The organism is Pseudomonas sp. AM8 (assembly GCF_036346475.1).
GTDB lineage: Bacteria > Pseudomonadota > Gammaproteobacteria > Pseudomonadales > Pseudomonadaceae > Aquipseudomonas > Aquipseudomonas marginalis.
Genome location: NZ_JAOTNX010000020.1, coordinates 1 through 23,741, shown reverse-complemented (window position 1 = coordinate 23,741; position 23,741 = coordinate 1). Strand labels below are relative to the sequence as shown.

General features: G+C 57.5%; 20 protein-coding genes and 6 pseudogenes. 12 read left to right on the top strand and 14 right to left on the bottom strand.

Annotation, left to right across the window (positions count from 1 at the left end; translation table 11 throughout):
• Window positions 1–7 precede the first annotated feature (7 nt).
• Window positions 8–622: a LysE family translocator gene (locus V3W40_RS31950; RefSeq protein WP_330208593.1), complete on the top strand. Its 615-nt coding sequence runs from the start codon at window positions 8–10 to the stop codon at window positions 620–622.
• Between the two features lie 672 nt (window positions 623–1,294).
• Here V3W40_RS31950 and V3W40_RS31945 read toward each other — a convergent pair.
• From V3W40_RS31945 to V3W40_RS31900, 10 genes are all read right to left on the bottom strand, one after another.
• Window positions 1,295–2,644: an OprD family porin gene (locus V3W40_RS31945; RefSeq protein WP_330208594.1), complete on the bottom strand. Its 1,350-nt coding sequence runs from the start codon at window positions 2,642–2,644 to the stop codon at window positions 1,295–1,297.
• A 147-nt stretch (window positions 2,645–2,791) separates the two neighbouring features.
• Entirely contained in the window at window positions 2,792–4,141 is a 1,350-nt protein-coding gene (locus V3W40_RS31940; RefSeq protein ID WP_330208595.1) for an MFS transporter, read from the bottom strand.
• A 179-nt stretch (window positions 4,142–4,320) separates the two neighbouring features.
• Window positions 4,321–5,340, bottom strand: coding sequence for a 4-hydroxy-2-oxovalerate aldolase (dmpG, locus tag V3W40_RS31935; protein ID WP_330208596.1), 1,020 nt, complete (start codon window positions 5,338–5,340; stop codon window positions 4,321–4,323).
• 10 nt (window positions 5,341–5,350) lie between these two features.
• Window positions 5,351–6,289 carry an acetaldehyde dehydrogenase (acetylating) gene (locus V3W40_RS31930; RefSeq protein WP_330208597.1) on the bottom strand — a complete coding sequence of 313 codons (939 nt, stop codon included), beginning with the start codon at window positions 6,287–6,289 and terminating at the stop codon, window positions 5,351–5,353.
• Between the two features lies 1 nt (window position 6,290).
• Window positions 6,291–6,482, bottom strand: a complete 192-nt coding sequence (locus V3W40_RS31925; protein ID WP_330208598.1) for a tautomerase family protein — start codon at window positions 6,480–6,482, stop codon at window positions 6,291–6,293.
• A 10-nt stretch (window positions 6,483–6,492) separates the two neighbouring features.
• Window positions 6,493–7,293 carry a 2-oxo-3-hexenedioate decarboxylase gene (gene dmpH / locus V3W40_RS31920; RefSeq protein ID WP_330208599.1) on the bottom strand — a complete coding sequence of 267 codons (801 nt, stop codon included), beginning with the start codon at window positions 7,291–7,293 and terminating at the stop codon, window positions 6,493–6,495.
• An 11-nt stretch (window positions 7,294–7,304) separates the two neighbouring features.
• Complete coding sequence (dmpE, locus tag V3W40_RS31915; protein WP_330208600.1) at window positions 7,305–8,081, bottom strand: 2-oxopent-4-enoate hydratase; 777 nt, start codon at window positions 8,079–8,081, stop codon at window positions 7,305–7,307.
• 8 nt (window positions 8,082–8,089) lie between these two features.
• A complete protein-coding gene (locus V3W40_RS31910; protein WP_330208601.1) occupies window positions 8,090–9,547 on the bottom strand; it encodes a 2-hydroxymuconic semialdehyde dehydrogenase in 1,458 nt (485 codons plus the stop codon).
• On the bottom strand, window positions 9,544–10,248 hold the full coding sequence (locus tag V3W40_RS31905; RefSeq protein WP_330216347.1) for a class II aldolase/adducin family protein: 705 nt from the start codon (window positions 10,246–10,248) through the stop codon (window positions 9,544–9,546). The genes V3W40_RS31910 and V3W40_RS31905 overlap by 4 nt, the downstream gene beginning before the upstream one ends.
• A complete protein-coding gene (locus V3W40_RS31900) occupies window positions 10,245–11,108 on the bottom strand; it encodes a VOC family protein (RefSeq protein WP_330208603.1) in 864 nt (287 codons plus the stop codon). The genes V3W40_RS31905 and V3W40_RS31900 overlap by 4 nt, the downstream gene beginning before the upstream one ends.
• A gap of 106 nt (window positions 11,109–11,214) precedes the next feature.
• Between V3W40_RS31900 and V3W40_RS31895 the strand changes: the two genes are divergently transcribed.
• The 3 genes from V3W40_RS31895 (at window position 11,215) to V3W40_RS31890 (ending at window position 14,715) form a co-directional block, all read left to right on the top strand.
• Window positions 11,215–12,111 carry a LysR family transcriptional regulator gene (locus V3W40_RS31895; RefSeq protein ID WP_330216346.1) on the top strand — a complete coding sequence of 299 codons (897 nt, stop codon included), beginning with the start codon at window positions 11,215–11,217 and terminating at the stop codon, window positions 12,109–12,111.
• Between the two features lie 728 nt (window positions 12,112–12,839).
• A complete protein-coding gene (locus tag V3W40_RS35045; RefSeq protein WP_442962887.1) occupies window positions 12,840–13,508 on the top strand; it encodes an OmpW/AlkL family protein in 669 nt (222 codons plus the stop codon).
• A 67-nt stretch (window positions 13,509–13,575) separates the two neighbouring features.
• The gene (locus tag V3W40_RS31890) at window positions 13,576–14,715 is read left to right on the top strand and encodes a GGDEF domain-containing protein (RefSeq protein WP_330216345.1); all 1,140 of its coding nucleotides are present in this window, start codon (window positions 13,576–13,578) and stop codon (window positions 14,713–14,715) included.
• Between the two features lie 192 nt (window positions 14,716–14,907).
• Here the strand turns inward: V3W40_RS31890 and V3W40_RS31885 are convergent.
• Window positions 14,908–15,424: pseudogene (locus V3W40_RS31885) on the bottom strand (transposase); the annotation flags it as partial.
• Window positions 15,425–15,470: 46 nt separating this feature from the next.
• Between V3W40_RS31885 and V3W40_RS31880 the strand changes: the two are divergent.
• Window positions 15,471–15,716 (top strand): hypothetical protein, encoded by a 246-nt coding sequence (locus tag V3W40_RS31880; protein WP_330208606.1) that lies wholly within the window; start codon window positions 15,471–15,473, stop codon window positions 15,714–15,716.
• A gap of 17 nt (window positions 15,717–15,733) precedes the next feature.
• On the opposite strand, the gene V3W40_RS31875 is transcribed toward V3W40_RS31880, so the two are convergent.
• Window positions 15,734–16,027 carry a DUF6555 family protein gene (locus tag V3W40_RS31875; RefSeq protein ID WP_330208607.1) on the bottom strand — a complete coding sequence of 98 codons (294 nt, stop codon included), beginning with the start codon at window positions 16,025–16,027 and terminating at the stop codon, window positions 15,734–15,736.
• A gap of 516 nt (window positions 16,028–16,543) precedes the next feature.
• On the opposite strand from V3W40_RS31875, the gene V3W40_RS31870 reads away from it, so the two are divergent.
• Window positions 16,544–16,810: a DUF6555 family protein gene (locus V3W40_RS31870; RefSeq protein WP_330208608.1), complete on the top strand. Its 267-nt coding sequence runs from the start codon at window positions 16,544–16,546 to the stop codon at window positions 16,808–16,810.
• Between the two features lie 755 nt (window positions 16,811–17,565).
• A pseudogene (locus V3W40_RS31865) lies at window positions 17,566–17,675 on the top strand (IS5/IS1182 family transposase); the annotation flags it as partial.
• Window positions 17,676–17,836: 161 nt separating this feature from the next.
• Here V3W40_RS31865 and V3W40_RS31860 read toward each other — a convergent pair.
• Window positions 17,837–18,934, bottom strand: a pseudogene (locus tag V3W40_RS31860) (IS5 family transposase).
• An 85-nt stretch (window positions 18,935–19,019) separates the two neighbouring features.
• On the opposite strand from V3W40_RS31860, the pseudogene V3W40_RS31855 reads away from it, so the two are divergent.
• Window positions 19,020–19,261 (top strand): annotated as a pseudogene (locus tag V3W40_RS31855) (transposase); the annotation flags it as partial.
• 714 nt (window positions 19,262–19,975) lie between these two features.
• Here V3W40_RS31855 and V3W40_RS31850 read toward each other — a convergent pair.
• A pseudogene (locus V3W40_RS31850) lies at window positions 19,976–20,957 on the bottom strand (IS5 family transposase).
• A gap of 670 nt (window positions 20,958–21,627) precedes the next feature.
• Here V3W40_RS31850 and V3W40_RS31845 point away from each other — a divergent pair.
• The 4 genes and pseudogenes from V3W40_RS31845 to V3W40_RS31830 all read left to right on the top strand — a co-directional run.
• The gene (locus tag V3W40_RS31845) at window positions 21,628–21,849 is read left to right on the top strand and encodes a hypothetical protein (RefSeq protein WP_330208609.1); all 222 of its coding nucleotides are present in this window, start codon (window positions 21,628–21,630) and stop codon (window positions 21,847–21,849) included.
• A 318-nt stretch (window positions 21,850–22,167) separates the two neighbouring features.
• Window positions 22,168–22,344 (top strand): hypothetical protein, encoded by a 177-nt coding sequence (locus V3W40_RS31840; protein ID WP_330208610.1) that lies wholly within the window; start codon window positions 22,168–22,170, stop codon window positions 22,342–22,344.
• 469 nt (window positions 22,345–22,813) lie between these two features.
• Window positions 22,814–23,224, top strand: coding sequence for a hypothetical protein (locus tag V3W40_RS31835; protein ID WP_330216344.1), 411 nt, complete (start codon window positions 22,814–22,816; stop codon window positions 23,222–23,224).
• 103 nt (window positions 23,225–23,327) lie between these two features.
• Window positions 23,328–23,735: pseudogene (locus tag V3W40_RS31830) on the top strand (transposase); the annotation flags it as partial.
• Window positions 23,736–23,741: the final 6 nt, after the last annotated feature.

Here is a 23,741-nt window from a genome sequence, read left to right as displayed (position 1 = left end):
AATCACCATGGACATGGTCAATTTTCTCGGACTTTCACTGCTGCCAATTTTATCGCCCGGCCCCTCGACGATCCTCGTGGTACGTAACAGTCTGCGTTACCGCTGGATGTTTGCCGTACGACGCCTGCTTGCCGACCTCGGCGGTACATTGATCACCGCCACTCTTCTGCTTTATGGCCTGGGCGCAGTGATTGCGGCTTCAAACCTGCTCGTCGTAGGCATCCAGTTAGCAGGTGCCTGCTACGTTCTCATCCTCGGCATAAGGATTTTGAGGCATGCATATTGGCCAAGCCCCTATAGCCTTGACACGGCACACCGTTTCCACGGTTCTTGGCTAGAGGCTTTTTTTGCGGGATTGCTCAATCCCAAGACCTTGGTATTTTTCTCCCTTCTGTTTCCCTTGCTACTCGTGGAAAACAGGTCCCATTTGACGATCGCATTACTATATTCACTAAGCTATAGCCTGCTCAAAGGACTGGTTTTAGCGGTTGCCTCTGGAGTTTTCCTGCTCGCTAAAAACCGGTTGCGCCCACACTTACGCCCAGCCAATGGGACTCTTGGTGCCATATTGATCGCTGCAAGCTCAATCTTTCTGGTGAAAATATCGATCAACCTGTGGTGAATAACTACCCTTAGAAAATCACCTACCCTATTCTGATGATAAGGACGATGTTCCCTATTTAAAAATATGCCCCCTCTTGGTCAGTCACGGCATCCGCTCCATGGCTAACACCATCCTGAACTAGCGTGGGTAGCGTCCTAATCGAAGTCGCGCTGGCGCATGTTGATAGAGATGAAGTCCGAAGCGCCATACCGGGCTAATACAGCGACCCCGACACCCAGTGAATATTGCGCACTCCATCCTCACGGGCTCACGCTTAAGGTTCTTGTCGACCATCTTGCGGCTAAGATCGGAGGTGGATCAGAAATTTTGCCGATGTCTCAGCCGGCCAACTAGCGGCACCTCATGCAACGGGTCAAATGGTGCAATGTTCACTCTGAGTGATAGGCGATGTAATCCCACTCGAAGCATGGTTCAAGAACGTCCACTTTGCGGCTCTCTGCGGATTATGGTTATGAAGCGAGCAGGTCAACTCCAAAATAATCGATGTTAAGCGGAGTCCAATTTCGCACGGTATTCCATTTGGTATTCCAGCCAAAAATCGAAATAAACGTTAATCATAAAAATCAATAAGATAAAAGCTATGTTCAAATTACCCCGGCAAACCATGCCTCGGTGCTTTTAACTCGTCAGATAAAGCGCCTCCCTTAGAAAAACATTCATAATCTGATCTTAAAAAAGCGAGTGAGTATAGGTCAGGTACAGCCGGTTTTCATCCAGGTCGCGCTGTGTGGTCACCGTGCTGCGCAGCATCGCGTTGCGCCACTGCACGCCAAACCCGGACAACGTCGGCCCCTGGAACGCATAGGTCAACACCAGGTCGCGCTCCCATTCATGCTGGCTGCCCTGGTCCGACTTGATGTCGCCACCGCGCTGGTAGATCACCTGTGAACTCAGCCCCGGCACACCGACCGTGGCGAAGTTAAACGCGTGCTGCGCGACCCAGGTGTTCTCGCCCGCACGCTGAAAACGCGCGCCGGTCTGGCGGTCGGTGATCAGGTACGTCGCCGAACCATCGCCCTGGTTGAGAAACGGGAAGTCACTGGAGCCATTCAGGTGTTGGTACCCCAGGCTGACCGCATGCCCCGCCAGGCTGTAAGTGAACAGCCCCGCCAGCACCCGGTTATCCACTTCACCGTTGTTGTGGTAACCGGTACTGCGATAGCCCTCGGCCCGCCCCGCGGCACTGCCGTTGCGGCCATCGGAGCTGCTGTCGAAAAACCGCAGGTCACTTTTGAAGCTGCCCACCGGCAAGGTCAGGTTATGCACCAGGCCGACAAAGTGCTGCTGATAGAAGTCTTCAAGGTCGCCGTAGTAGTACTGCAACAACAGGTCGGGGCGCGGGGTGTAGTCGACGCCGGCGTAATAGAACTGGTTGCTGCGCTTGCCGGTGGGGCCGCCCGCACCGCTGATGGCGAGGTCTTCGTTGTTCGAGGAGTTGCGGCTTTTGACCCCGCTCAAGCGCCCGCCGATCAGGGTGAGGTTGTCGAAATCCTTCGACGTGGCCTGCCAGCCCTGGAAGGTTTCTGGCAACAGGCGGCCGTCGTTGTAAACCACCACCGGCAGTTTCGGCATCAGGGTGCCGACCTTCAATTCAGTCTTGGCCACGCGCACCTTGCCGGTCACGCCCAGACTGCCAAAATCGCTCACCGCCCGGCCATCGCCGTCGGTGGGAAACACAAACCCGCCCTGGCTGACGCTGTTGGGATTGCCGTGGGTGCCGCGCCCGGAGTCCAGGCGGATGCCGAGCATACCCAGGGCGTCTACGCCAAACCCAACCGGGCCCTGGGTGTAGCCGGAGGTGAAGTTGAGCATGAAGCCCTGGCCCCACTCTTCCAGCTTGGAAGGCTGGGCCGGGCCGCTGCGATTGTCCTGATTGAAGTAGACGTTGCGCGCTTCTATTTTCGCGTGGGAATCGTCGATAAAACCTTCGGCGCAGGCGTTGGAAACAGCGACTACCGCGAACACCAAAGGCAAAACGCGCGCGCACGAAGGCGCCGATTTCAGTACGGAGTTTTTCATTGGGGGTACCCATTACTTTTATTGTTGTGTGGGAGTCATGTAGGAGCGAGCTTGCTCGCGAAGGTCGTCAACGATAACGCTGGCGCCCTGAATGAACGCGTTGCCTGGGCGTTCTTCGCGGGCAAGCCCGCTCCTACAGAAAAACCGTCAGGTTGGCAGCGCGGTGATCTCAGGTGCCTTGCGGCGCTCGGTCATGCGCTGCAGCGAAAAGATCGCAATCGAGCCCAGCAGCGCCGGTATCGCCAGCACGATGAAAAACACCGACGGCTGCCCCAGTTGCGCAATCAACCACGCCCCCAGCACCGAACCGATGATCGAGCCAACCCGCCCGTTGGCCATGGCCCAACTCACACCGGTGGCCCGCGCCGCTGTCGGGTAGATGCTGGCGGACAGCAGGTTCAAACCGTTCTGCGCACCCGCCACGCCGAAGCCCACCATGAACACCGTCAGCCCCAGCCAGAACGCGTCGGCCAGCGCGAAGCCCACCAGCGCAATCACCAGCGCCGAGCCCAGATAGGCCAGGCCCAGCACGCGATACGGACTCACGCGGTCCATCAGCAAGGCCATCAGAATCGCACCCACCGTGCCGCCCAGTGGCACCATCGCACCGATGCGTGCGGCACTGGCGATGTCGTAGCCGGCGTCCTTGAGAATGCTCGGCAGCCAGCTGGTCAGCAGGTAGAACACAAACAGCGAGCAGAAGAACGTGCCCCACAACAGCACCGTGCGCAGGGCGCGGCCTTCGATAAACAGTTGGGAGATCGGCGAGCGCACAGCCACCGCACTTTGCGGTTCGATGAAGGTGATGTCGTGCAGGTCGGTGCGGCCGGTGATCTTCCCCATCACCTTGCGCAGCGCCTCCGCATGCCGTGCGTGAGCCGCCATGAAGCGTACCGACTCCGGCAGCAGCCAGGCCAGCAATGGCAGCAACAGCAGCGGCACAATCCCGCCGATCATCAGCACCCCGCGCCAGCCGAACACCGGGATGATCTGGCTGGCCACCGCACCGCCAAGCGCCAGGCCGGTGGTGAACCCGCTGTAGCTCAAGGTGACCATGATCATCCGCCGCCGGGCCGGCGAGTATTCGGCGCTCAAGGTGATGCACGCCGGCATCGCCCCGCCCAGGCCGATCCCGGTGAGAAAGCGCAGTGCGGTGAGCATGTCGATGGAGGTGGAATACGCCGAAGCCAGGGTGCCGAGGCTGAAAATCAGCACCGACACCAGCAGCACCTTCTTGCGCCCGTAGGCGTCGGCCACCGGCCCGAAGATGAAGGCACCGACCATCAAGCCGAGCAAACCGGCGCCAAATGCCGGGGACAACTGGCTGGGTTGCAGCCCCCACTCCTGGCGCAGTGCCGGGGCGATGTAGCCTATGACGGCGGTGTCGAAACCGTCCACTAGCACCACCAGGAAGCACAGGACCAGCACCATGACCTGGTAGCCGGAAATCCTGTTGTTATCGATCATTGCGCCTATGTTGGCAGTCTTGCCGTTCATGGATGTTCCCCTTTTATTGGATTTGTCTGTGGGGTGAATCAAGTGCACTGCAACGCTGATTTTCCGATTTGAAATCCGATCAAGATGTGGGAGCTGGCTTGCCTGCGATGCAGGCGCCGCGGTATCTCAGGCACACCGCAGTGATGCCATCGCGGGCAAGCCCGACTCCCACAGGGAGGTCAGCGCTCCAAAAGATCCAGCGCCACATCAACAATCATGTCCTCCTGCCCGCCTACCATCCGGCGTTTGCCCAGCTCCACCAGAATGTCCACGGCCTTCAAGCCATACCGCGCCGCCGCCACTTCAGCGTGCCGCAAAAAGCTCGAATACACCCCGGCATAACCCAGCGCCAAGGTCTCGCGGTCGACCCGCACCGGGCGGTCCTGCAGCGGCCGTACGATGTCGTCGGCGGCGTCCATCAGTGCATACAGGTCGGTGCCGTGGTTCCAGCCCAGGCGGTCGGCTGCGGCGATGAATACTTCCAGCGGCGCATTGCCCGCACCCGCGCCCATGCCGGCGAGGCTCGCGTCGATACGGTCGCAGCCCTCCTCAACGGCCACGATGGAGTTGGCCACGCCCAGGGACAAGTTATGGTGCGCATGCATGCCGGTTTCAGTCTCGGGCTTGAGCACGGCTTTAACCGCACGAAAGCGCTCGCGAATGTCCTGCATGCTCATCGCGCCACCGGAGTCCACCACGTAGATGCAGGTAGCGCCGTAGCTCTCCATTTTTTTTGCTTCCAGCGCCAGGTTCTGCGGGCTAGTGAGGTGGCTCATCATCAGGAAGCCCACGGTGTCCATGCCCAAGGTGCGCGCGTATTCAATGTGCTGGCGGGCGCAGTCGGCCTCGGTGCAATGGGTGGCGACACGCACCACCCGTGCCCCAGCGTGGTATGCGGCCTTGAGGTTGTGCACGGTGCCGATGCCCGGCAGCAACAGCGTGGCCACCCTAGCGTGGCTGATCACGTCGCTGACGGCCTCGATCCACTCAAGGTCGGTATGGGCACCAAAGCCGTAGTTGAAACTGGAACCCTGCAGCCCGTCACCATGGGCCACTTCGATTGAGTCGACACGCGCCTTGTCCAGCGCGCGGGCGATGGTCTGCACGTTGTCGATCGAATACTGATGCCGCACCGCATGGCTGCCGTCACGCAGGGTGACGTCGCTGATATACAGCTTCTTGCCGGGATCAAAAGTCATGTCGTCTGCCTCACAAAGCCATCGACTGCGCCATGCGTTCGGCGGTGGCCAACGCAGCGGAGGTCATGATGTCGAGATTGCCGGCATACGCTGGCAGGTAATGGGCGGCGCCCTCGACTTCGAGGAACACCGTGGTCTTCAAGCCGCTGAAATGCCCCAGGCCCGGAATGTTCAAGGGTGCCTCGGCGAGGATCACTTCGAACTGGACCTTTTGCTTGAGGCGATAACCTGGCACATACGCGGTCACGGCGCTGGCCATGTCCTCGATCGAGGCTTCGATCTCGCCCTGGTCCGCCGCTTCCGACAATACGTACACCGTGTCGCGCATCATCAACGGCGGCTCGGCCGGGTTCAGCACGATGATCGCCTTGCCCTTGCCCGCCCCGCCTACGGCTTCGATGGCCTGGGCAGTGGTTTCGGTGAACTCGTCGATGTTCGCCCGGGTGCCGGGGCCGGCGGATTTGCTGCTGATGGAAGCGATGATTTCCGCGTAGTGCACCTTGGCCACGCGGGACACCGCCGCCACCATCGGGATCGTCGCCTGGCCACCGCAGGTCACCATGTTGACGTTGAGTGCCGACAGGTTGGCGTCGAGGTTCACCACCGGCACGCAGTACGGGCCGATGGCTGCCGGGGTCAAGTCGATCAGGCGGATGCCGGGTTTGTGCTGGCGCAAAAAGGCATCGTTCTGCACGTGGGCGGTGGCCGAAGTGGCGTCAAACACGAAATCGATATCGGCAAATTCCGGCAGCTTCACCAGCCCCTCGACGCCCTCGTGTGTGGTCGCCACGCCGAGGCGCCGCGCCCGTTCCAGGCCGTCGGAGGCGGCGTCGATACCGACCATCACCGCCATCTGCAAATGCTTACCGTGGCGCAGGATTTTGATCATCAGGTCGGTGCCGATATTGCCGGAGCCGATGATTGCGACTTTCTTCTTATGTTCACTCATCTTAGCGCCCCAAAGCCTTGGCGGTTATACCGGCGATACCGAATTGGGTTTTCGGCACTTCGGTGATGATCACCCGCACCGATTCCGGCGGGGCCTGGATCGACTCGATCGCGGCGTGGGTCAAGGCCTCGATCAGCCTCGCCTTCTGCTCGTCGTCACGGCCTTCCATCAGAAAAACTTGCATGATCGGCATGGTGGTTTCCTCACGAAGACTTGGAGGCAAAGCGCATGGAAACGCTGCCCAGGTGCTGGTAGCGCACGGTGATCTGATCACCCGCCTCTACCGCGATGGCTTCGGTAACGCCGCCGGTCATGACAAAGGCGCCGACGGGCAATTCCTTGCCTTGGGCGGCGAGCATGTTGGCAAGCATCGCCACGCTTTGGGCCGGGTGGCCGAGCACGGCGGCACCGGCGGCGGTGGCGACCACTTCACCGTTTTTCTCCATCACCACGCCGAGGCATTTCAGGTCGAGACCCAGCGGGCTGCGGGCCTGGCCACCGGTGACGAAGCGGGCGGACGAGGTGTTGTCGGCGATCACACTCTTGAGGTCGAAGCGGAAGTTTTCATACCGCGAGTCGATCACTTCAACAGCCGGCAGGATGAAGTCGGTGGCCGCCAATACATCGCCCACATGCACGCCCGGGCCTTTCAGCGGGTGCTTGAGCACGAAGACGATTTCCGCTTCAACCTTGGGATGAATCAGCGAGTCGACGTCGATCACCGAGCCATCTGCGCAAGAGCCGTAGTCGGTGATAAAGCCGTGGATCGGTTCGGTGACGCCCATCTGCTTCATCTTGGCAAACGAGGTGAGGCCCATTTTCAGGCCGACGATGCGCACGCCGCGTGCCTCTTTGTTGGCGCGGATCGCGTCCTGGATGGCATAGGCATCCTCCCAGTCCATGTCGGGGTGGGCGTCGGTGATCTTGGCCACGGCTTCGCGGTTAAGCTCGGCGCTTTCCAGGTGGGTGGCCAGTTCGGCGATGGTGGTTGCTGACAGATTCATGGGGGTGTCCTTCAAACAAAACGAACGGAAGCCGAGCCAATACCGCCCAGGCTCATGCGCAGTTGGTCACCGGGTTGCACCGGAACCATGGCGGCCAGGGAGCCGGACAAAATCACTTCACCTTTTTTCAAGCCGATGCCCAGTTGTCCCAGGGTGTTGGCCAGCCACACCACGGCATTCACCGGGTGGCCAAGGGCGGCGGCACCGGCACCGGTGGCGACGATTTCGCCGTTCTTTTCCAGGGTCATGCCGACGCAGGCCAGGTCGATATCCAGGGGATCGACCGCGCCGTCACCCAGCACAAACGCTGCGGCTGAAGCGTTGTCTGCCACGGTGTCCTGGATCTTGATTTTCCAGTCCTTGATCCGCGAGTCGACGATCTCGAAACACGGCATCACATACGCCGTGGCACGGATCACATCAGCCGCCGTCACACCGGGGCCGAGCAGGTCGTCCTTGAGCACGAAGGCAATCTCGCCCTCGGCCTTGGGCGCGATGAAGTCGGCGCAAGCCAATGCCGCACCGTCGTTGACCAGCATGCCGCTGAGCAGGTGGCCGAAGTCCGGCTGGTCGACGCCGAGCATGTCCATCACCACCTGGCTGGTGACTCCGATTTTCTTGCCGATCACGGTCTGCCCGGCATCCAGGCGCGGTTGCAGCATGGCCAGCTGGATCTGGTAGGCGTCGGCCACGGTCAATTCGGGGTATTGCTCGGTCAGCGGCGCTACGGGCTTTCTATCGGTGAGCGCTTGGTGCAACAGCGCGCCGAGGTGGTTGAGGTTCGTCATGGCGGTACTCACAGGCGGATGCACACGTTGCGCAGTTCGGTGTAGAACTCCAGGGAATGCACCCCGCCTTCGCGGCCGATGCCCGACTGCTTGGCGCCACCGAAGGCGGTGCGCAGGTCCCGCAGGAACCACGAGTTGATCCAGCAGATGCCTACGTCGAGTGCCGCGCCCATGCGGTGGGCGACTTGCAGGTTGGTGGTCCACACACTGGCGGCGAGGCCGTAGGGCGTGTCGTTGACCAGGCGTACCACTTCGTCTTCATCATCGAAAGGCGCGATGTGGCAGCACGGACCGAAGATTTCTTCGCGCACCACCGCCGAGTCTTCCGACAGGCCGGTCCAGATGGTCGGCTGTACCCAGGCGCCTTCGGCCAGTTCGGCAGGCATGTCCGGGATGCCGCCGCCGGTGACCACGGTGGCGCCGTCTTCGGCAGCCTGCTGGTAGTAGCTCAAGACTTTCTGCCGATGACCGACCGAGACCAGCGGGCCCATGGTCACGCCTGGTTCATTCGGCGGGCCGACCTTGATCGCTTCGGCGCGGGCCTTGAGGGCGGCAACAAAGGCTGCAAACAACGGGCGTTGCACGTAGACGCGCTCGGTGCCCAGGCACACTTGCCCGCTGTTTTCGAACACGGCGCGGGCGATGCCGGCCACGGCTTTGTCCAGGTCTGCATCGGCAAAAATCACCCCGGCGTTCTTGCCGCCTAGTTCCAGCGACACCGGGCGTACGCCCTTGGACGCGGCCTTCATAATCGCCTCGCCGGTGCCGGTTTCGCCGGTGAAGGTGATGCCGTCGACGTCCGGGTGTTCAGTGAGGAAGGCACCGGCGGAGTGCTCGCCAAGCCCGTGGACCACGTTGTACACGCCCGCCGGCACGCCGGCGTCGCGCATCACTTCGCCGAGCAAGGTGGCGGTGGCCGGGGTTTCTTCCGAGGGCTTGACCACCACGGTGTTGCCGCAGGCCAGGGCCGGGCCGACTTTCCAGGTCATCAGCAGCAGCGGCAGGTTCCAGGGGCAGATCACCCCGATCACCCCGCGTGGGTTGCGCACGGCGTAGTTGACCGCCTTGCCGCCGTCGGGGGTGTCCATGGTGAAGCTTTCGGTGGGCACGTTGCGGATCAGGTCGGCGAACACCTTGAAGTTGGCGGCGCCGCGCGGGATGTCTAGGTGGCTGGCCAGGGCATGGGGCTTGCCGGTGTCGGCCACTTCGGCGGCCACGAATTCTTCGGCGCGCTGTTCGATACCGTCGGCCACCTTGTGCAGCAAGGCGGTGCGCTGGGCAACGGTCATCTTGCCCCACGGGCCATTCAGCGCGGCACGGGCGGCGTTGACAGCGGCGTCCACTTGCTCGCGGCCGGCTTCGTGGACCTGGCCGATCACGCTGTTGTCGGCAGGGTTGCGGTTGTCGAAGGTGCGCACGCCTTCAACCCATTGGTTGTCGATAAAGTTGTGAAAATGCTTGGTCATGGTTGGCGCTCTTCTCTTGTTATCAGGTTCAGCTCGGCATCGCCGGCCGTCAGGTAGTCCCACATGCGTTCGAAGATGCAGCCGCTGTTGGTCGCCCGTTGCCGGGCCTCTTCGAGGCTCAGGCGTGGCGCCTGGTCGGCCAGACCGGCGGCCAGCAGTTGCAGTTCGATGCGGGCGGCATCTTCGAGGTAGAAGTTGAGGGTCAGCGCTTCCACCAGCGACCCGCCGACCACGATGGCGCCGTTGCCGCGCATCACCAGGGCCTGGGCGCTGCCCAGTTGCTCGGCGAGTGCCGCCGCTTGGCTGTCGTCGCGCAGCAGTTGCGGGTCATCCCACAGCGGCACGCCGTTTTTGAAATAGGCGCCCATGCCGTGACGCAACTGTGGTGTGAGGCCGGCGCACGACAGGCTCATCAGCTGAATCGGCATGCTTCGAATCACCGCCTGCACATCGGCGCGGCGCTGGTAGATCTGTTGATGGATGCGCACCTCGCCCAGCACGCCTTCCGGCAGCGGGCCGTGCACCGGCACCACCGTGCCGGGCTCGCCGGGCTGGATAAGGCCCATGGGTTTGGCGGCGCACACCAGGAAACTGTCGGCATCCAGGCGCAGGCTGCAATGGCCGTAGGCGTGGACAAAACCGGCCCGGGCCAACGCGCGGGCGGCAACCCGCACTTCAGCCTGTTGGCTTAACGTGGTCATAACTTGAACTCCGGGATATCCGGCTTCGAGCCCCAGGCGCAGAACGACGTGGTGGCCAGGGGAAACTGCCGGGGCTGGTGACTGGCGTCGTCTTCCGGTGCGATGTGGCTGACCCCGGTGGAGTATTCGTAGGTCATGCCGTCCGGGCCTTCGAAGTACAGGAACATCGCCCCCGACGTTGGGTGGCGACCCGGGCCGAACAGAATCTTGATCCCGCGCTCCTTCAGGAAGTACCAGGCACGCATCACGTCATCGATGCTTTCCACCTGGTGGTTGATGTGCTGCACGCCGGCATGGCTGGAGGGAAACAGGGCGATCTTGTGGTGCACGTCATCGATGCGCAGCAGCGGCGCTTCACCGATGCGGTCACTGACCCGGGCATTGGCCAGTTTGGTCCAGAAGGCTTCATCGCGCTTGGCATTGGTGGTGCGCAGGCCGATATGGCTGAAGCCGGTGATGCCGGCGTCGCGGCTGGCGAAATAGCGGCTACCGCTGGCGTGGGGGCGCAGCACCAGTTCAATGTTGTTGCCGCTGGGATCGCGAAAGTGGATCAGCTCGTTGACATGGCGCACCTCGGCCTCTTCGCGACTGCCGTGGCGCACGGCATAACCGTTGTCTTCAAGCAGTTGGGCGGCGTGGTCGAGTTCATTCCAGTTCGTGACTTCGAACGCGGTGGTGGTTTCCCGGGGGTCGCCTTCGTAGTAGCACAGGGTGTGGTCGCGGCTGTCGGAGCGAAAATAGAGAGCGCCGATGGCTTCCCGCGCTACTTGCAGGCCCAACATCTGCGTGGCGTACAACTTGGCCTGGGCAAGGTCCGCCGTGCCCAGACGCACGTAGCGGATGTCATGCAGATTGATCATGAAGGTGCCTATTGATTTTATTCTTGTCTGGACACAATCCTCGCTGTCGAGCACAAATAGCAGAAGCTAATTCTAATTATTAACTCTATTTGATTTGGTTATAGTCATGCGCACGGACCTGAATTTGTTACGCGTCTTGTTAGCAATCCACGACTGCAGCAACGTGACCGCCGCCGCCAAACGCCTGGGCATCAGCCAGCCCGCTGCCAGCGCCGCGCTGTCACGCCTGCGCCACTCCCTCGGCGATCCGTTGTTCGTTCGCAGCGGCACCACCATGGAACCCACGCCCCGGGCCCGCAGCATCGTGGAACGCACCCGCGAAGTGATCGCCACCATCGACCAGGAGATCCTCCCCAGCCCCATCTTCAACCCTGCCCAAAGCCGCGAAACCTTTACCTTCTGCCTCAGTGAAATCGGCGAGGTAGTGTTCCTACCCGCCCTCTTCGATTGCCTGCGCAACGCCGCGCCCCACGCCAGGATCCATTGCCTGAGCCTCGGCCCCAAAGACCTACACGATGCCCTGCGCGAAGGCCGCGTGGACTCGGCACTGGGCTACTTCCCAGACCTCGACGCGCCGAACATCTACCAGCAACGCCTGTTCTCTCACGACCTGGTCTGCCTGATCGGCCGCCATCACCGCGTCACCGGCCCACAGCTGACCATGGAGGAATTCTGCACCCTGGAACACCTGCAAGTGCGCGACGGCAGTCGTAGCCAGGAAATGTACGAAAGCTTCCTGGCGGAACAAGGCATCGCGCGCAACATCGTGCTGCAGATGTCCCACTACATGAGCATGTCAGCCATCATCGAACGCTCAGACCTGATAGCCGTGATGCCCCGGTCGGTGGCACACATCTTTGAAAAACACTCGGCGGTGCGGATGATCGAACCGCCGTTGGAGATCCCGCCGTATAGCTTGAAGCACCATTGGCATGCGCGGAATCAGAAGGATCCCAGGCATTTGTGGTTAAGAGCACAAATCGGGAATATATTCGGCGATTAAGCCCCACTCACATCTTGCAGGTAAGTTCTGAACGAGCTTGTCTATCAACTCTGGATACCCAGGCGACGGAGCCAAACAGAGTGCCGGGCTACTGACTGACAGCTTGGTAATTCGCTTTCAGAACCGATCAATGATCCTGCTACAGCGAGCCGACACACTCAATTTCAACCCCAGCGTCTCGGTCGAACTTCGTTCAATTACCAACCTATCGCGACCGTGAATAGATCAGTACCTGCTTGTTTAAGGGCGCACCTGAATGTCGAGCATCAGGCTCGTGTTTTCAGCGCATGCGGCCCGTCTCCCCCCGTATCGCCCGTTAGCAACTCAGGCGTGCTGTCCCTTTCATTCATCTGGACCGACAAATCTTGAAGGTTATGACCGGCCGCTTCACTCTGAAAAAGATTCAACAATTTCTTTCACATTCACCTTAAAGTTTGCGGTACATCAGTCGATAATCTCAGCTACCAATAAATCATTGTGGCCGCAGAGCTCAACTCATTTGTTGACAGATTCCGAACTTGAACCCTGAATAGGTCGCATTCAGATAGTTGCTGAGCGGTGCGCTTTCGCAGACTAAAGTCTCAGATGGGATAGCCCAGCTGGATACAACAATACCGAACGTCGGGAAACTCCATCATTAGAAATAAACTTGTAGGAAATTATGTAAAATAATGGCACAGTGCCACTTTTGGTGCTTGTTAATTCGCCATGAGTTGTGAGATGCCCAAATGTATTCTCTGTCACCCAAGCAACGAATAAGCGCGATTTCTTTCGCAATAATCGTGATTATTCCGCTCACAACATTCGCTGATGATATTCCAAAAATATCTAATGAGGCTAGCTTCGATGGACGGTGGCTCATACGCATGATGGGGCAACGGGTAACCCCCTCCGGGTTGTCGTCAAGCGTATCGTTAATAGGCGGGAGAGTTGATACTCGTCGCATCAATACAATCAGCTTCGATTTGAGCTATTTCGTAACAAGCCATTGGTCGATAGAGATGCTGGGTGGCCCATTCAAGCGCGATTACAAAATTCTTGATTCGAAAGTCGGTAGCTTTGATGTTGGGTCAATCTCCAGCTTCGCCGTCTCTTTGGGAGTGGCCTATCACATGTATCCATACCAAACTTTTAGCCCTTACGTCGGAATTGGTTTCAATCATGCTTGGGTAGAAAAAGTAGATCCTGCACCAGGTATACCGAAATTCGACGTGAAAAGTGTAACAAGCGGTATGTTTAGCGCCGGCTTAAATTACAATTTAAACCGAAGATGGCTTCTGAGTTTTGGGCTTAGGTACATAGTAACTCCAACGTATGTATTCAAGGGGGAGGAATTTGAGTCTACTGTGTCTACTAATACGCTCATAACGGGCGCGGGTCTTGGCTACCGGTTTTGAGCTTGTTACTCCCAATTGGTAGAACGTAGATTGTACGCGCTGCTGACTCAGTTATAGGTAAAACTACATGCTTGACATCGAGACCCTATATTATAGTAGTACTCTAAGTCGATTCACTATTCTCATTATTTTCGGGGTTCTGATTATCACTCAGCCACGAGCCAAGTATTTATGGCACTGGTGCATTGCACTGGCGAGCTCAGGTGTTGGAACATTGGTAAATGGTGCCACTAACGAGGACGCCACTACCGGCCATTTCTTCCCCCTTTTGGCCATGGTGTTATTTGCAATTAGCCTCATTGGATCATGGACTGGCTTACGCATTTTTTATGAACGGCAAACAAATCTGTATTGGTTCGGAGTGAGCCCGGTGCCGAGCCTGTTATTTTTCATTGGGATTGAACTTGGTGTTGCGGTCAAGGTGATTCTTCCATTTCTGTACTTGGCAGCCGCCGTGCTCGCTGCTTTGCCTTTATATGAGATTTTAAACGCAAAAGATAAACGCCTTCTTTCACAATATATTGTAGCATTTGCTTTTGCAGTTTACACGCTAATTTTGACATTCACCGCTTTTGTGGTATTAATGGGCAAAATCGGTGCAGATACTACCAATAATGCCTTAGTTTCAATGGCTTTTGACCAAGCTGCCAGTATTTTAGTGTACTTTGGTTACCTGGCGATGGCTGGGGAGAAAGCTGCCTTGGATTTACAGCTTCAAGCAGAGACCGATATTCTGACTGGATTAACCAATCGCCGGGGGGGAATTAGGATACTCGCTTCATTGCATGCCAAGAGCTCTGAGGACGATCAATATAGCCTAATAATAGCCGACATAGATTATTTCAAAAAGATTAACGATTCGTTCGGTCATGATTCAGGAGATTCAGTGCTCAGCCTTGTAGCTGATTGTTTGACAACTATAATGCGTAAGTGGGACGTGGCCATCCGCTGGGGAGGCGAAGAATTTCTTATAGTACTTCCCAGAACAAGCGGCAAGGATGCTCTAAAGTTAGCTGAGCGCCTACGGGAGAATGTCGCCCGTGAAACTTTCAAAGTTGACTCCAAAGACGTTTTCGTTACTCTTAGCTTAGGCGTTTCTATGCTTAGATCAAATGATGCAACATTCGACACAACCCTGCAGAGGGCTGACCAAGCACTCTATGAGGCGAAGCAGCAAGGTCGAAATCGAACGATTATAAACTTGTAATCTATAAGTTTAGCTTTTGTTGAGCAGACTCTAACTGCGATGCCTTAAGGATGGTCTGAAGTAGTCACGCTTTCTGGCTGACTTCAGCCTCCGCTGATTTTGAAAACGGCGAATCGACCAAAACGATCAGATCATCCGCTTATTTCTGAGCTTTTAGCCGCCACGAGCATCTCGCAACCGTCATTTCCCACATTACAGGCGCACCTCTCCTGTACTGGTCAGTAAATGTCGGCGTGCCATCCACAGATTCGACAGAGCGAATAGCGTCACCAGTTGCGCTGTGTTTTTGGCCAGGCCACGGAAGCGCGTTTTCACAAAAACCGAACTGGCGCTTGACCACCGAAAGGGATGCTCGACTTTGGCGCGTACCTGGGCCTTGGCCTTCTCGATCTTGCGCTTGGCTTTGTATAGAGCGCTACGCTTACCCAGCTTCTTGTAAGTACTGCGGCGTGCCGCGATCTGCCAAATCACCTCGCGCCCATGCCGGCAGCTAGCTCGTGTTTCTTCAGCAGTCGGCAGAAGTCGAGGATGGTGGTTTCGTCGGGAATACGCCCCAGATTCAGCCCGGCGAACTGCCGCAGGATGGTGGTGTCGTACAGCGCTTCCTCCATCGCTGGCTGTAACCGAACCAATTCTGCATCAAATGTACACACAGCATCGTCATCAACGGAAAAGCCGGACGACCGCCTTCACCCTTGATGCCATGTGGATAGCAGGGATGCGCTTTTCCCCCTCAAGCCACGAAGTGTGACCTCATGCCCTCGACTGATGATTTTCGTTTCAATGCCCACCACCTGTTGCTCGACCTTGACGCAACCACTAATCACCTCATGATGCTCGTCGTTTCACACGAAGTCATTGGCAGTCGATGGGATGAGGCGGTCGCTCGTCAGAAGCAAGCCTATGAAACCTGGATTTCCATCCTAACGGGCATTCAAATCGACCCGATGCCAGTGCTGGATGGCCGAGCGGTGGGCGGGAATAACCCCACTGTTGACTAATTTCCGGTATCGACTGTTTACGCGTGGTCTCCATCCCAAACGACTCTGACGAATTCCCGCCATTTCACGTCGGTCACGCCGAGGCGTTCAGCCATCAGCTTGGAAAAGCGCTTCGGTGGTGGACGGTCCGGCTTGGGTATGGGCGTAAGGCCCGCGTCACAATGCCCAAAACCTTCGGCCCGATCGGCGGAATGTAATGTATCGGCTACGGTGCTCGCCTGGGCAATGAATAAAGTTGCAGAACCAGTCTGCCGGTGTCTGGTCGTCCAGTGTAGGGAGGATTGATAGAGATACCCAACTGAAAAGGCCACCGCCCCGACGCAAGGTATGGGGCCTCTTCAACATAAACGGAATTATTAGCAAGCCGTGTATTTAGCGACAGGCTAACGGCGCTCCGCTCCATTGAGCATTTCAGCCGGCGGTGTATGCCGAGCCTCGAAATCTTCCCACTGCTCAGGCTTACGCTGCTCCCCACAACACATGCAGACATAGACATCCGAGCATAAGCCTAGGTAGCCTTTACGTATATAGGGGTGATCGAACTTGCCTAAGACATGTTCATCCGCACCAAAATCTTTACTAGACATTTCGCCTACACAGTAAGAAAGCCCACACTAGGTGCGGGCAAGACAAGAGACTGCATGAGTGAACAGTCTCACTATTGAGAAGTGCAGACCTTGGTGTCAGTTTTATTTTCTTGCGTACTTTTCCGACCAACGGATGAATAAATCGGCGAGACAAAGACTTATACGGAGCGGCGAAATTGTACAAGAAAAAATCTGAACCTTCCTTCTGACTCAGCCACAAAAAAATCAGGAGGAGCTAACATGAGCGCGCTATATATCATCGAGTATGAACTGCACCACATCCCTAAGTCTTTCATCATAAGAAGCGAGGTGATGAACAATGCCGAGGCATGGCACTGGGCTTGCTGCGATGCGGGAATAGGCGTCATCCCGAGATCACGTAATGACAAGCTTAAACGAATAAGCAAACCGGCTGCTGAGCGTTACGGGCTTGAAAACGTGAGATGGCGGCCGTCAGGCGACGTACCATTTCAGCCGAAGCCCTACATCCCTCCGCCATCCGAATAAGCGAAACAACCTCGATCTATCGTTACGATGTTATTTTCGATGAGCCGCAAGCATGCACATTCTCTCTACATTTTCGCGCAGCGCAGTTCAACAATCTTCGCCAAGTGTTTCCGCGTCCACCTGGGACAAAGTAAATCTAGCTTGGTAGGAACCATGTAAGTGGGCTCCGCGTCTGTAGCTGGCTCGTACGGCTTTTTGCACTTTTCGCATTTACGGCTCGCTTCATTGGCAGTCATGACGGCTCCATCCTTAAGTGATCAGACATATAAGATTGACCAAGCACGGTGGATTTTTCAAAAAATCAGAAACGGAAATTCAAATGAGCGCTTAATTGATACTCTGATACCATCAAAGTTACCAGCGTATTTTCTTGGGCCCCTACTACTCAGCAAGCCAACTATTTACATCGTCCTGATGATGCGTGAATCACATCGACACCTATTGCAGCCAATCGGACGAGATATAAAGCATTGGAACTGCACTACCCATGCTCATATTTCCCGGAGCATTCACCAAAACCCCGCCCACTGCAGCAAAAGCAGCCTGGGTGTAGCTGAGCCAAACACGATCCTCCCCTAAAGCCCCCTGCCTATTCCGTCCATACCCTGTCCTTTCGATTAGAAACATCTCCCGAGCGATTAGTATCAAACGCCAAATAAATCCCGATTTTCAGCTTAAATCCAGGGAATCTCCGAACAAGTTCCCAAATGAAATACGCTTGAGCACCTGATCCGAGCTGCCCGTGAGCCAGATGAGCCTTTTCCGATTTCGAATATGCCGGCAAGCGCAAGCAGACACGCCGGCCGAGATGGATCAGGTCGTGGCGTGGACAGGTCTGCTGGGCCTGATCGAGCCGTTCTACCCTAACAGGCCGTTGAAAAATTCGGGCCTATCTCCCCCAACCCGCCAAGTTTGAAGTTTTACGGCCTCTCAGACTCGGCGCTGCCCCTTATCCCGCCTCAATCAGCGGGGGGAAGGCCGATTCCAGCGCAAATAGTCGCCTTTGGGCGTTTGGGCGCACCTCGCCTAAACATGCGATCCGTGCCACCAGCCTGACAAGCTTCCCAACCGGAGCAGGTTGTACACCGAAAAGCCCAGCAGCAACTGGGCGCTGAGCTTTTCGCGGCCGATCAATTTGGTCTTGCGAAGGCCGCCCACAGTCTTTAACCAGCCAAACCCTTCCTCGATACGTTTACGTATTTTCATGCTGACGCCATAGCCCGGATGACGGGTCGTGCGGCCATCGATTGCGCTCTTGATGGCCTTCCTCGAAACATGCGGCGTCACCTTCAAATCACGCGCCATCTGGACAAAAAATTTCTGGTCGTAGCTTTTGTCCGCACCCACGGTACTGCCAGGTTTGGCCGTGCGCTCAAGCATCTTCAAGGCAGCACCCACTTCGGCGTGTCCATTAAATTCGGTGCATTCCACATCCACGATCAACCCATTACGGTTTTCCATCAGTGTATGGGCCATATGGGCCAGGCGACTGCCCTCGGCCGGCTCTTGCGGGCCAGCCGTGCCTGGGGATCAGTGGTTGTGATGAGTGGCGTTGCCGCGCTTTTCACCCTTGAAGTCGAGGTAGTTGTTGCGTGGACCACCCTCTGGCGGCTCATCGTCCGGCTTCTCGCTACTGCCCTTATTGACTAAGGATTTGTGCGAAGCCCAGGCATCGATCAGTGTGCCATCCACGCTGAAGTGCTCATCGCTGGCGTACTGCGACCATTGAGCCAACGACTTGATACGCTGGAAAAACAGACGCGCAATATCCTGGTTAAACAAGCGCTCACGGTTCTGGCTGAGGGTCGAGTGATCCCATACTCGTTCGTCCATCGACAGGCCGACGAACCAGCGAAAAAGCAGATTAAAGTCGATCTGCTCGACCAGTTGCCGCTCGGAGCGCACGGTATAAATCACCTGCAGCAGGGAGGCACGCAATAGCCGCTCCGGCGCAATCGAAGCCCGTTCCAGCGTGGAGTACAGCGCGTCGAAGTCGCGGTCCATCGAAGCTAGAACGGTATCGACCAGCTCACGCAATGGGCGTAGCGGGTGATCCTTTGGAATACGTTGTTCAAGCGTCTTGTAGCTGAAAAGGTCGTTTTGCTTGAGATCGGGTCCACGCATCGGCTCGGTCTTCCGCTGACATTGAAGAACATGACGGGTAGTTTGCCAGAACCCAATTCGGTCCGGCCTTTTTCAACGGCCTGCTAAGGCCGGTGGTGGCAGAAAACCTTATCCTCTGGAAACCATGCTGCGCATTCATCTGCTGCAAAACTGGTTCTTTTTTGAGCGACCCGGCCATGGAAGAGGCGCTCTACGAAATCACGCCCATGCGCCAGTTTGCACGCCTGACCTTGAGCGCCCCGTGTACCTGAAGACACCACGATCATGAACTTCCGGCACCTTCTGGAAAAGCATCAACTAGCCCCTGCAATCCTCGCGGTCATCAGCGTGTGGGCGCCGGCGCTGAATTGACCCAGTTACCGAGAGGCCACTGACCCAGTCTGATTCCTCGCGAACCATTTCCGTGCTGGATTTCTGCCGATTGGAGTTAGGTCAGTCTTGCGTCGGCACGTAGGTCAATTCGGCGTCGACGCCAACATCAGATGACCGTCTGAAAGGAGGTTTGCCAATCAATGTGTTCACTCTGGAGAATTTCGACGTGGCTGCGCGGATCGTTTGTAGTGCCCTGGACTAAAGCTGGGACGCTATCTTCGAGCAGGGAAAATGAATATAGCGGCTTACTTGAGTAAAACTGTTGCTGCTTTTGGGGGATTGAAATTTATAAGTTACCTATGGTTGGTGTTACAGAAGGCCGAAAAAGATTTCTATTGTGCGGGAAGACATCATTTGGCAATATATAGACGCCCGAGTCTCTTGTCAGCTCTCCATCCCTCTCATTTGGGGGCTGCCTTTTGAAGACCGGGTAAACCCGGCCTTCGTGCCGGGTTTTTTAGTTCTGCAGGCCTGGCTGGCGAAATATTTTGAATACTCCTGCTACGGAGCGAGGCACGATTAGGGATGGTCTGAAGTAGCCGCCTATTTTTTGGCGACTGAGCCATCGGCGCTTTCAAAAAAACGACAGCCGTTCAAAATCGGTCAAATCTGCCGACTATTTCATGTTTTTTTGCTGCTCCGAGTGCCTCCTAGCAGCCATTTCCCTCGTTACGGACGCACCTCTCCCACGCCGCAGAGTAAATGTCGACGTGCCATCCACAGGTTCGACAGGGCGAACAACGTCACCATCTGAGCAGTGTTTTTCACCAAGCCTCGGAAGCGCACTTTCGTATAGCCAAACTGACGCTTGATCACCCGAAATGGATGCTCAACCTTGGAGCGAACCTGAGCCTTGACTCTCTCGATCTTGCGTATTGCTTTGTACAACACGCTGCGTTTTCCGTGCTTCTTGTAGGTGCTGCGCCGGGCTGCAACCTGCCAGATGACTTGGCGTCCAGCATGCTCTTTGCGCTTCTCGACACCGGTATAGCCTGCATCGGCGCAGACCACGTTCTCAGCACCGTGTAGCAGTTTGTCGACTTGGGTCACGTCAGCCACGTTGGCCGCAGTGACCACCACGCTGTGCACCAGCCCCGAGTCATCGTCGACACCAATGTGCGCTTTGGCGCCGAAGTAATACTGGTTGCCCTTCTTCGTTTGGTGCATTTCCGGGTCGCGTTTACTGTCCTTGTTCTTGGTCGAAGTGGGCGCATGAATCAGTGTGGCATCGACGATGGTGCCTTGTCGCAGTGACAGGCCACGGTCGCCCAGATAGCCATTGATAACGCCGAGAACACCTGCGGCCAACGCGTGCTTTTCCAGCAGGCGACGGAAGTTGAGGGTGGTAGTTTCATCTGGGGATCCGCTCCAGGCTCAAACCGGAAAACTGGCGCAAGATCGTCGTCTCGTACAGCGCTTCTTCCATCGCAGGGTCGCTGTAACCGAACCAGTTCTGCATGAGATGAACCCGCAGCATCGCCATCAAAGGATAGGCCTAACGACCACCTTCGCCCTTCGAGTAATGAGTGTCGATCAGGGCAATCAAATACTGCTAGGGCACGACCCGATCCATCTCGATCAGGAACAATTCCTTGCGGATCTGCTTGCGCTTACGGGCGTACTCGGCATCGGCGAAGGTCATTTGCTTCATTGAAAAGCTCGGCGATTGTGTCCGGAGATTTGCCAAATCAGAAAGTCTTTTTCAGGATTTCCTTAGCGACATGGGACCCGAAAGGTGCTCTTCAAGGAAGCGCTTTATGAGATCCCGCAGTTGTCAATGGGGGGTGGCACAGCCTGGTCGAGGTTGCGTGCTCGCTCGATTACTCGTTCGGTGATCGAAGACGGCGCATTTAGAATGCATAGCACGTACGTGCTCAGATCGTTCACTGATCTCGCCAAGGGCAGCATCACTATGCCTAGCTTCCGCGCCGTATCGATGCGTGTTTTTCCTGCAAAGCCGATTCACTAGCTCCGCAGCGACAAGAACGGCTTCCAGTTCGAACGACTTCCCAGGTTCAACCACGGCGAGCTTCACCGATTCCATTCAGACTTGCACTTTTTGCCCCCCCCCCGCTGCTGCCCTCATGCCCCTTATTAAGGTGGGCTGGCATCATACGCCGACAGGAATGTCAGATGACCCAACGCATTCTTCTCGTTTTGACCAGCCATGACCGCAAAGGGCCTTCTGGCGCTACAGCCGCCCCGCCTAGCGACTTCTATCTTTCCGAAGTCACGCATCCTCACCGGGTGCTGGTCAACGCCGGCTATGCGGCCGATTTCGTCAGCCCCAAGGGGGCAAGGCGCTCGCCGATGGACTCGATGTGGACGCCCCGATCAACGCGGCGTGCGGGAACGATGGGGCATTGCGAAGCGCCACCGAAACCACGCTCGCGTCGTCCCAGGTGGATGCCGATGCCTACACCGCGATCTTCCAAGCAGGTGGCTACGCGATGATCTGGGACTTTCCGGACAACACCGCACTGGCCGGCATCGCGGCGCGCAACTATGAACGCGGCGGCGTGATCGCGGCGGTCTGCCATTGACCGGCCGGGCTGGTAAACGTCAAGTTGTCCAATGGTAGCTATGTGGCCGTTGGCAAGGACGTGTTGGCTTTCACCAATAACGATTAATATGCAGTTGGCCTGTTCGGCACCGGGCCGCTCCCGCTGGCGATGCTTTGCAGGAACGTGGCGGCCGGCACGTACCCGCGCCGAATTTTCAGACGCAAGTGGTGGTGAGCGAGTGGCTGGTGATGGGCCAGAACCCGGCTTCGGCAAAGGGCGTGGCCGAAGCGATGCTGCTAACTACGGCATCCGTGGGGAGGGCCTAAGCCATGAACGCACACGTGCCATTCGTCATCTGTGTTCGTACTTTGTGCGTTCGCCCTGGGTTTCACCGAGTTCGTCACTATCGGACTGGTGTCCATCATTTCAGCTGATCTTCCTGCCAGCGTAGCCCAGGTCGGCACGGCGGTCACGGCCTATGCGCTGGGCGCGGTGACCGGTACACCGGGGCGAACCGCGCTGGCAACTCGCTGACCACGCAAGCGTCTGCCGCTTGTGGCGATGGGGCTGTTCACGGTGGGCAACGCCGTAGTCAGCCTGTCCGATGTGCTGAGGCCCATGTTGGTCGCTCGCGTCGGGACCAGGGCATGGTGTGTTCCTCGTCGTGGCCTCCAGCGCGGGACTAAATTGGCAGGCCGGCATCGCGTCGGCGTGGCGGTGGCCGTGGTGTTTGGCGGCCTGAGGCTGGCATTGGCGCTGGGCGTAGCGCGCGGCACCTCCCTAGGCAGCATATTGAGCTAGCAGGTCATCTTCATGGCCGTGGCCGCAATAGGTGCCATTGGGTTGGTCGGCCTGCTGTCCTTGGTGCCGACAGGTCGCAACGATGCCTCGGCGCAGACTAATGCGATGGACGGCCTGAAAACCACATTCAATCCACGCCTGCTGGCCGGAGCTGGCATCACTGTGTTGAGTGTGTGGGGCGTTCGCGTTCTATACATACATCTTGCCGATCCTGCTGCACGTGACGGTCATCAGCGAAAGCACGGCCAGCCTGCTGAAGCTGGGCTACGGCGTGATGGCCGCCATCGGCAACTTCTGGGGCGGCCGGCTGCCCGATCGCAAGGGCGCCGATTATGCGGTGATGACCGTCCTGATCGGCTTGACGGTGGTGCTTCTAGCCATCTGGTTCTTGGTCTCTTTCTTGCCGCTGATGGTGTTGCTGACCGGCCTGCTGGGAGCGCTGAGGTATGAGGCGGTGTCCGCCTTGCAGGCGCGGGTAATCGGGCTGCCGTCTGTCCACACGCCCAGGTCCCCGCAGTCGCCGAGGGCCGCAGGTTTCAATGGCGGTATTACGCTCGGTTCGCTGCTGGGAGGGGCCAGCCTGGAAGCAATGCGCCTGACAAGTGCTGCTTGAGCCGGCGCGGTTGCTGTTAGTCTGGGTTTCGTCTGGATGGTTTGGCGGGTCCGCACGGCGTTGTTGCACAAAATCCAGGTCGCTGCGGCGGTAGGCTCGACGAATGAGTGAATCAAGCTGGGGGCGGCGGCGATACCGCACCACGAACTGGAGCGCGTAATACGCAGCCTTGAAGGCAGAGCCGACTTGATCATCTGGCTGGACATGAACATGAAGTGGTGGCTCCGCCCAGTGGCAAGCGTGGGCGTAGCAAGACCTTTTCTGATGCGACCATTCAGTTACGCTTAAGAATCAAATACTTGGTTGGCTTACCCCTGCGGCGGGCCCTGGGCTTGGTGCGATTGCTATTGCGTATGGCTGGACTGCCTTAGGTCCCGCCGACTACAGCACGGTGTGCCGAAGGCAAAAAAGTCTGCATGTTCAGGTGCGCTACCGCCCAAGCCTCAACGGCTTGCACATGCTCGCTGAATCCACGGGCATCAAGTTCTTGAGCGAAGATGAGTGGAAAACCTGCTAG

Excerpts from the sequence above, each read along its gene's own strand:
- V3W40_RS31950 (WP_330208593.1), top strand. The coding sequence starts at position 8 with ATGGACATGGTCAATTTTCTCGGACTTTCACTGCTGCCAATTTTATCG.
- V3W40_RS31945 (WP_330208594.1), bottom strand. The coding sequence starts at position 2,644 with ATGAAAAACTCCGTACTGAAATCGGCGCCTTCGTGCGCGCGCGTTTTG.
- V3W40_RS31940 (WP_330208595.1), bottom strand. The coding sequence starts at position 4,141 with ATGAACGGCAAGACTGCCAACATAGGCGCAATGATCGATAACAACAGG.
- dmpG (WP_330208596.1), bottom strand. The coding sequence starts at position 5,340 with ATGACTTTTGATCCCGGCAAGAAGCTGTATATCAGCGACGTCACCCTG.
- V3W40_RS31930 (WP_330208597.1), bottom strand. The coding sequence starts at position 6,289 with ATGAGTGAACATAAGAAGAAAGTCGCAATCATCGGCTCCGGCAATATC.
- V3W40_RS31925 (WP_330208598.1), bottom strand. The coding sequence starts at position 6,482 with ATGCCGATCATGCAAGTTTTTCTGATGGAAGGCCGTGACGACGAGCAG.
- dmpH (WP_330208599.1), bottom strand. The coding sequence starts at position 7,293 with ATGAATCTGTCAGCAACCACCATCGCCGAACTGGCCACCCACCTGGAA.
- dmpE (WP_330208600.1), bottom strand. The coding sequence starts at position 8,081 with ATGACGAACCTCAACCACCTCGGCGCGCTGTTGCACCAAGCGCTCACC.
- V3W40_RS31910 (WP_330208601.1), bottom strand. The coding sequence starts at position 9,547 with ATGACCAAGCATTTTCACAACTTTATCGACAACCAATGGGTTGAAGGC.
- V3W40_RS31905 (WP_330216347.1), bottom strand. The coding sequence starts at position 10,248 with ATGACCACGTTAAGCCAACAGGCTGAAGTGCGGGTTGCCGCCCGCGCG.
- V3W40_RS31900 (WP_330208603.1), bottom strand. The coding sequence starts at position 11,108 with ATGATCAATCTGCATGACATCCGCTACGTGCGTCTGGGCACGGCGGAC.
- V3W40_RS31895 (WP_330216346.1), top strand. The coding sequence starts at position 11,215 with ATGCGCACGGACCTGAATTTGTTACGCGTCTTGTTAGCAATCCACGAC.
- V3W40_RS35045 (WP_442962887.1), top strand. The coding sequence starts at position 12,840 with ATGTATTCTCTGTCACCCAAGCAACGAATAAGCGCGATTTCTTTCGCA.
- V3W40_RS31890 (WP_330216345.1), top strand. The coding sequence starts at position 13,576 with ATGCTTGACATCGAGACCCTATATTATAGTAGTACTCTAAGTCGATTC.
- V3W40_RS31880 (WP_330208606.1), top strand. The coding sequence starts at position 15,471 with ATGCCCTCGACTGATGATTTTCGTTTCAATGCCCACCACCTGTTGCTC.
- V3W40_RS31870 (WP_330208608.1), top strand. The coding sequence starts at position 16,544 with ATGAGCGCGCTATATATCATCGAGTATGAACTGCACCACATCCCTAAG.